Origin of the sequence: Streptomyces sp. M2CJ-2, assembly GCF_016757295.1 — a bacterium.
Classification (GTDB): Bacteria; Actinomycetota; Actinomycetes; order Streptomycetales; family Streptomycetaceae; genus Streptomyces.
Genome location: NZ_JAESIF010000094.1, coordinates 1 through 7,447, shown reverse-complemented (window position 1 = coordinate 7,447; position 7,447 = coordinate 1). Strand labels below are relative to the sequence as shown.

The 7,447-nt window shown below is 65.7% G+C and carries 7 protein-coding genes and 1 pseudogene (1 of these 8 cut by a window edge); 5 read left to right on the top strand and 3 right to left on the bottom strand.

The features are described 5' to 3' along the window. From JL475_RS34905 to JL475_RS34895, 3 genes are all read left to right on the top strand, one after another. Positions 1-3, top strand: partial view of a tetratricopeptide repeat protein gene (locus tag JL475_RS34905; RefSeq protein WP_202282227.1) — the 3' portion only. 1,881 nt of this gene lie to the left of the window's left edge; only the last 3 of its 1,884 coding nucleotides appear in the window; its start codon lies off the left edge, out of view; the stop codon is at positions 1-3. Position 4: 1 nt separating this feature from the next. Further along, positions 5-283, top strand: coding sequence for a tetratricopeptide repeat protein (locus JL475_RS34900; RefSeq protein ID WP_237409153.1), 279 nt, complete (start codon positions 5-7; stop codon positions 281-283). 70 nt (positions 284-353) lie between these two features. Further along, positions 354-1,796 carry an NB-ARC domain-containing protein gene (locus tag JL475_RS34895; RefSeq protein ID WP_202282226.1) on the top strand — a complete coding sequence of 481 codons (1,443 nt, stop codon included), beginning with the start codon at positions 354-356 and terminating at the stop codon, positions 1,794-1,796. A gap of 50 nt (positions 1,797-1,846) precedes the next feature. Here the strand turns inward: JL475_RS34895 and JL475_RS34890 are convergent, their stop codons facing one another. Next, complete coding sequence (locus tag JL475_RS34890) at positions 1,847-2,191, bottom strand: hypothetical protein (protein WP_202282225.1); 345 nt, start codon at positions 2,189-2,191, stop codon at positions 1,847-1,849. A 44-nt stretch (positions 2,192-2,235) separates the two neighbouring features. On the opposite strand from JL475_RS34890, the pseudogene JL475_RS40700 reads away from it, so the two are divergent. Together JL475_RS40700 and JL475_RS34885 are read left to right on the top strand one after the other, a co-directional pair. After that, positions 2,236-2,622: pseudogene (locus JL475_RS40700) on the top strand (DDE-type integrase/transposase/recombinase); the annotation flags it as partial. 304 nt (positions 2,623-2,926) lie between these two features. Further along, the gene (locus JL475_RS34885) at positions 2,927-3,763 is read left to right on the top strand and encodes a transposase family protein (RefSeq protein ID WP_307825261.1); all 837 of its coding nucleotides are present in this window, start codon (positions 2,927-2,929) and stop codon (positions 3,761-3,763) included. A gap of 244 nt (positions 3,764-4,007) precedes the next feature. On the opposite strand, the gene JL475_RS34880 is transcribed toward JL475_RS34885, so the two are convergent. Further along, entirely contained in the window at positions 4,008-6,863 is a 2,856-nt protein-coding gene (locus JL475_RS34880; protein WP_307825260.1) for a tetratricopeptide repeat protein, read from the bottom strand. Between the two features lie 56 nt (positions 6,864-6,919). Further along, on the bottom strand, positions 6,920-7,261 hold the full coding sequence (locus JL475_RS34875; protein ID WP_202282224.1) for a hypothetical protein: 342 nt from the start codon (positions 7,259-7,261) through the stop codon (positions 6,920-6,922). Between the last annotated feature and the right edge of the window lie 186 nt (positions 7,262-7,447).

Genomic DNA, 7,447 nt, shown 5'->3' with positions numbered 1-7,447 from the left:
TAACCTGGCAGCCTCCTACCACGAGGCAGGAAGAGTTGTGGAGTCTCTCGAACTCCGAGAGCGGGTTGTAGCCGACTACGCGCGCACCCTCGGCCCTGATCACCCTGAGTCGCTCAAGGCACGACATGCTCTTGCCTTCGCCTACAAGGACAACCAGCAGCAGGGCAAGGCCAGAGCGCTGGCCGAGCAGTTGCTCGCCGAGCACCGAAGCGTCTACGGTCCCGACCATCACCGGACCATACGTGTCCGCAGCCTCCTGACCGAGCTGGAAACAGAGGCATGAACGCCCACCGAGCTGCGCGCACCGAAGTCCTGAAGCCCAGACGTCCCGCGTGTATCACGGGAGCCCGGCCATGACCCCCGACCACGTCCAGCGGGCCCGGATGTCTGCTCGTAAGGCCAAGCAGGTGACGCAGGTCTTCGGCAACCAGTACAACCAGCCCGGGGCCGGGGAGCAGACTATTCCTAAAAAGGTTCAGTGGCCGGTGTGGGTTGGAGATCTTCCTTATCAGGCCAGTGCCTTTCAGCATCGCACCGCCGTGGAGCAAAAGATCCTCGGCCCTCATGATGGAGAATCTGACGATATTCTCTGCCAAGTGCTGGTGGGTGACGGTGGGGTCGGTAAGACCCAGCTCGCAGCTTCCATCGCCCGCAATCAGCGAGACAATCTCGACGCACAGGATCGACGTCTCGAGCTGCTTGTCTGGACGGATGCCTCAGACCCCGAACTGATCATAGCTTCCTACGCCCAAGCGGCGAGAAAGCTGTGCCTCCCTGAGGCGAATGAGCCCGACCATGCGGCAGCCGAGGGCTTTCTCCGTTGGCTGCCCACGATCGAGCAACGCTGGCTCATCGTCCTCGACAACATCACCGAACTTCAGCACATGGAACCGTGGTGGCCGGATGGCCACCATCGACACGGTACCGTCCTTGCCACCACACGCCACCGGCATGCTCTCGTGTCGGGAGGCAACCGCCGTTTGGTGCCCATCGGTCTGTACGACGACGAACAGGCCATGGCGTACCTGTACAGGCGTCTCGCCGATGCGCAACGCCCCCGACTATTCGAGCAGAAGTCCGCGGCTGAGTTGGTTGAAGCCCTGGGGCATCTTCCGCTGGCCTTGAGCCACGCGGCGGCGTACATGATCGACAGAGGTTGTGACACTGCTGCCTATCTAAAACTCTTTCGTGACACCCGGAATCAGCTCCCCGATCTCCTCCCCGTCGAGGCCGACACTGACTCCTACGGCCAACCGGTGGCCACCGCGCTCCTTCTGACCCTCAACGCCCTGGAGGCCCGAGAGGCAAATGAGGCAGCTGGCACCCTCGGGCTTTCCCGGTCCCTCCTTCGACTGATCGCGCTGATGGACCCCGTCGGCCACCCCAAAGACTTGTGGATGACCCAACGCGTGCTCCTCCATCTTCAGCGCCCGCCCAAAGGCTGGCAGCGCCTCTTCATTCGGAGAGCACCCGACGTGGACGGTCAAGCGGTCGAAAACGCCCTGGTGCAACTACACAACTACGCCCTGATCAACCAAGACACTGCCCAGGCCCCAATCCGCCTTCACGCTCTCACGCGACGCGCGATCTTCGACGGTATCGACTCTGGGCAACTGCCGGCCCTCGCCCGTGTCGTGGCCGACGCCATTCTCGACGTCTGGCCTCACTCCGAAGAAGAGGACACTGAACTCGCCGCTCTCCTGCGCACGAACGCGGCTTTTCTCATCAAGGAGACCCATCCGCACTTGCTGACCGAGCCGCCGCACGGGTGCGTCCAAAAGGTGAGACGTGAGTGAGCAGCCTGCGGTTCGTAGGGACGCGTGCCTGGCTCCCGTCTCCGCGCTCCTCAGGAACGGTTGCCTCCGACTTGGGTGATGTTGCCGCCGCCCTTGGCCTTCTGGCGGACGGATGCAGGCGGGGGGCCTCCGACACCACCCTGGCTGCCGCCGACCTGGTTGATGTTGCCTGTGCCAGTGGTTTCAGCGGACTGGTGGACAGTGCCGGAGCCGCCTTGAGTCGCCCACCAGCCGAATCCGGCCAGAGTGCCCGCTGCAGCCACACCAGCGACCGGGGCAATCACGTCCCACGGGTCATCCCCGCCGGGTACGAGGAACGCCCAGGGCGCTGCGACGAGGAAGAAGACCAGGACAGAAGCGGTTACCGCCAAGATCCACCGGACGGCTACAGACATGACGTGACCCCCGATGCACGTCGTCGGACAGGCTCAAGACCAAGATGCCACATATTCGAGTGGTCCGTGCCGGACACCAGGTAGCCCGGTGCACGGTTGAGCGGCTGATGCGCGAGCTCGGCATCGAGGGCGTCATCCGCGGGCAACGTCGCCGCACCACGATCCTGGAGCCGGCCGCCCCAGGGCCCCGGACCTGGTCAACCGACGGTTCACCGCCGAGCGCCCGAACCGGCTGTGACTGGCCGACCTGACCTACATCCGCACCTGGTCGGGCTGGATCTACGTCGCCTTCGTCCTGGATGCGTACTTCCGCCGGATCGTGGGCTGGCAGGCCCCCCCCACATGCGCACCGACCTGCCACTGGACGCGCTGGAGATGGTCCTGTGGCGGCAGAAGGTCAAGAAGGAGCCGACCTCGTTCATCATTCCGATGACCGGTTGAGTCCGGGCAATATGTGTCCATCCGCCATGAAGTAACCAGCCTCGACCCACATGGCTACATCCCTGCTGCCACCAAATGGCTCAGCACAGAGGAAGCAGACTTGATCTTGCGCCGGGTAGAGATCGCTTCCGGGACGTACAACTGACATGCCTGTTCTTTCCAGTTCGCCGCATGCTCCGTTCGTGCCCGTTGCGCCGGAAGGCAGGGATAATAAGAGTGCGTCACGCCTCTAGCGAGCTCGTGCACGGTAGGCGGTGAGGCGCCGAGCTACTGATCGTCAATCATGGTCGTGTGGTGGGGAACGCGTCTCGTGCAGCGATCATCAGCGACCGGAGGATCACAGGTCTGTCGGCCGATGTGATCGCTGAACTCGTCGCCGAAATAGGCCCGTTGTGGCACGAGCGGCACCAGAGCAAGCTCGCATTCAGGCCACGGAAGCGGGCCGTGGGTGCGGGCGCGAAGCACCGGCTGGTGTTCGTCGACCGGCTCCTGACCACGCTCGTGTATCTCCGGCACGCCACCACGCATGACGTGCTCGCCTGCTGGTTCGGCGTCGACCGCTCCACCATCACCCGGGCCATCGGCGAGGTGCGGCCCCTGCTGGCCAAGCGCGGGTGCACCATCAGCCTGGGGGTGCGGCTGCGGACCCTGGCCGAGGTCGTCGACTACCTCGGCGTCAGCGGGAAGACCGGGATCACCGACGGCACCGAGATCCGGGTCCGGCGGCCGGCCGCCGGGCGCAGGGACCGGGAGGCGTTCATCTCAGGCAAGCACAAGCAGAACGCCGTCAAGACCATGGTCGTCACCGACGGGAACGGCTGCGTGCTGTTCTGCAGCCCGACCCGCTCCGGAAGCTGCGCGGACATCACCCGCGCCCGCCAGTTGGGACTGGTCAAACTCCTGGCCGACGGTCCCGCAGTGGAGATCCTCGCCGATGCCGGCTACCAAGGGCTGGGTGCCCAGACCGGCGGACGGGTGGTGACACCACCGCATCGCAAGTTCAAGAAGAGCGCCCCCGAGTGGTACGAGGAGATATACGAACGGCGGCGCAAGGCGCATTCTTCACGCCACATCCAGGTCGAACACGGCATCGCCCATCTGAAGAGCTGGCGGCGGGACCGGTTCCGCTAGACCGTTGCGTGTGACGCGGGTGCAACTGACGGACGCGAAATTTGCGCCGTGAGGCGCTGTTGATTCGAGCGGAGGTGGGAGACCTTCGCCGCTGCCCCTGTCGCAGCAGGGCAGTGGAGCTGAGGGCAGCCTGATCCGGGTGATGCCGGGGAGGGCGAGAACGGCCCTGACAACGCCGGGACGTGTCCAGCACTGCCAGACGGGGCGGGCTCGGCAAGCGTGATTGGGCAGCGCGGATCCTCGGTTACCCCGCTCTCATCAACCAGTAGCCGAGGTTGCGACGGGCATTGCGGACTGCGGGGTGATCTGGGCCCAGGGCGTTCAGGAGGTCGGGGAGGAGTCCGGCGTAGGCGGTGGTGGCCGCTGTCGCGTCCCCCGCACGCCCCCGCCACTCAGCGAGGAAGCTGCGGACGCCCAGGGTATCGGGGTGATCTGGGCCGAGTACACGCAGGAAAACTGGAAGGAGTTCGGCGAAGGTCTCACCAGCGCCAGCCACATCACCCGCCTCCCACCGCCCCACGGCGAGCCTGTTGCGGACGGCGAGGGTTTCGGGGTGGTCGGATCCGAGAACGCGCACGAGCTCTCTAAGGAGTTTGGTCAAAGCCTCAGCAGTGCTGACCACTTTCCCCGTCTTTTCCCGGAAGTAGCCGCGGACGGCGAGGGTTTCGGGGTGGTCGGGACCCAGGACACGCAGGAAGTCGATGAGGAGTTCGGCAAGTACAACAACTGAGCCCTCCGTATTCCCAGCCTCCCACTGCCAGTGGGCGAACCATGTGCGGGTCGTGCGGGTGACGTGATGATTGGGGCCGAGGGCGCGCACCATGTCAGGGAGTAGTTCGGCGCAGACGTCAGCCGCGTCGGCCGCGTCCCCCGCAAGCCCTCGCCAATGGGCGATGTTGTGGCGGGCGACGAGGGTATCTACGTGGTCAGGGCCCAGGACGCGTAGGAGGTCGGGAACGAGTTCGGTAAAGGCGGCAGCGGCACCGGCCGCGTCTCCCGCCTCCCCTTGCCAGTAGGCGAGGTCACGGCGGGCGCCGAGAGTGATGGGGTGGTGAGGACCCAGGACGCGTAGGAGGTCGGGAAGGAGTTCAGTAAAAGTCGCGGCGGCGCCGGCCGCGTCTCCTGAACTTCCTTGCCGGTCAGCAATGTTGCCGCGGACGTGCAGAGTAGTGGGGTTGCCGGGGCCAAGAATGCGCAGCATGTCCTGGAGCAGTTCGGCGTGGGCCGTGTCGGCGCTGGCCTCATCTCCCGCACGCCTGCGCCACTCGGCGAGGTTGTAGCGGGTAATGAGGGTCTGGCGGTGTTCGGGGCCGAGGACGCGCAGCATGTCGGGCAGGAGCTCGGCGTAGGCAGCGACGGCGCCGGCCGCGTCTCCCGCTTGCCCTCGCCAATCCGCGAGTTCGTGGCGTGTGGTGAGAGCCTCGGGGTGTTCGGGGCCTAGGACGCGCAGCATGTCGGGCAGGAGCTCGGCGAAGGCAGCAGCGGCGCCGGCCACGTCCCCAGCGTGCGCCTGGAAGTGGGCGCAGTTGCCTCGGGCGGCGAGGGTCTGGCGGTGTTCGGGGCCTAGGACGCGCAGCATGTCGGGCAGGAGCTCGGCGTAGGCAGCGACGGCGCCGGCCGCGTCTCCCGCCTGCCCTTTTCCATGAGCCAGGCTGGCTCGAGCAGCGAGGGTGTCGGGGTGGTCTAGACCGAGCTCTGTGATTCCAAGTTCCGTGACCACTCGGCAATGGACCTGTGCGGCGGCCACAACGCCCCTTTCGCCTTGGCTGTAACAAAAGAGGAGAAGGACTGGGTGCATATCGGGGTGGCAGAGCTGCGGGCCGCTGTGGTGCAGGAGCGCAGCCACGTTGGACTCCAGTGCAATGGCCAGCTCTATGTTTCGTGGGTCTTCCGGCCAGACTTCCTCGACGGCGTCGGCCGCAAGATGTGAGTACTGCTGTCGTCGGTCTGGGGTGAGGTTGTCGCGGACGGCCCGTTGGATGAGCCGGTGAACGCGCACACTACGCTGAGCGTCGTCAACGCTGTGATCGATCAGGTGCAGGCGGTGCAGGATACGCAGCGCCCTACGCACCTCTCGTTCCCCGACGCGTTCGTTTTGGTCAGTGCGTCTAGTGGCGAGGTGGTCGCGGACAGCCTTGCTGGTGAAGACGGTGTGGGGGATGCCGTTGGGGTCAAGGTGCGCGGCAAGTTGCAGAAGAGGCTGGGCAAGGCCAGCGGGGGGCTGACGGTTGGCGCGATCAATGGACAGGGACCAGGCCGCGTGCACGGCGTGCGTCTGCCCGTCCGGGAGGGCACCAGGGACGGTGTCACGCAGGCGGGTAGTACGGTCAGCCAGCAGCTCCCGATACTCCGCGCAGGAGATCTCCTCATCGATGAGGAAGGCGACCGCTTGGGAGAGTGCCAGCGGGAGGTGTCCCAGGTCTTCGGCGAGGGCGGAGAGGCGGTCCTCCGGCTCGGTACGTTGGTGTGAGGCGAGGGCCTGGGTGAGGTAGGTGAGAGCTTCGGTGGGTGTGTAGAGGCCGACGGTGATAGCCGATCCCAAGGCGCTGTCACGGCGCCGTGAGGTGACGATTGTGCGGCCGCGCGGGCTGTTCGGGGGATGCCAGCCGGTCAGGTCTGCGGGGTCCTCGACGTTGTCCAGGATGATCAGCCATCGGCATTCTTCGGCGCCGGGCCGGGGCGTCAACCAGGCCAGAAAGGCTCGGGCGGCTTCTTCGGTGTCGGTGAGGTCTGCGGCCAGTAGGCTGGCAGCGGCCTCGGCGTAGGCGGTGGTAATCGCCATGGTGCTGTCGGCGGTGATCCACAGCACCATGTCGACGGTGTCCTCGCTCCAAGCAGTGCGGGCATAGTCGGCCGCCAGCTGTGTCTTACCCACCCCACCCAGCCCCGACAGCACCTGCGAGATACCGCCACCGGCCAGAGCCTCTCGTAGTTCGGCGGCGGCCGCCCGGGTCTGGAAGGCGGCGGCCGGCACCGGAATCGCTCCGTACTGATACCCCCGCCACGAGATCCGCTCCCGCGCGTGAAAGTGGATGGAGCCCTTATGGGATCCCGTGATCGCGAGACCACCTGGAGCGAAGGCGTTCCCCGTGTTCGACACTTCTACCTTGCCCCGCCACACCGCGTTGCCCCCGTCCTGCGCGGCTCTGCCGACGCTTACTCGTCGCTGTAGCCGGTGATTGCGGATCCACCGATGGAATCAGCATCACCAGTGTTTTCCACGGTGACTGACCGATTCTGCCTCTTGGTTCCTCGGTATCCGGTGACTGCATCGCCAAGGACACCGCGGGCTGTGCCGGTGTCACGTACCGCGAAGTCCGGCTGCCCACCGCCGGAGAGCCCCGACCAGAGCCCGACACCCACCGCAGCCACACAAGCCAGCGTGGAGGCGATCATGGCGATCCGACTCGCGGTCTCCCCTTGCGTAATCATGAACGCACCCGCGAGTACTGCCACCACTACGCACGTCACCAGCAACGTCCAACGCCTTGTCTTCATACCGCCATCATCCCGGCCCACCGGCCAGTACGTCACTCACTTCCACCATTCCCACGCAACCCGACCGCCAGGCGATCAGCAGCAGCACCCCGATGCTCCCGTGGCAAGAGTCCTAGGGCCTGTTCGGGATCGTGATCATGTGGCGGGGGCAAGGCTGCGCAGCCAGATGATGGCGCCGCGCAGCTG

Coding starts and splice junctions, on each gene's coding strand:
- JL475_RS34895 (WP_202282226.1), top strand. CDS start 354: ATGACCCCCGACCACGTCCAGCGGGCCCGGATGTCTGCTCGTAAGGCC.
- JL475_RS34890 (WP_202282225.1), bottom strand. CDS start 2,191: ATGTCTGTAGCCGTCCGGTGGATCTTGGCGGTAACCGCTTCTGTCCTG.
- JL475_RS34875 (WP_202282224.1), bottom strand. CDS start 7,261: ATGAAGACAAGGCGTTGGACGTTGCTGGTGACGTGCGTAGTGGTGGCA.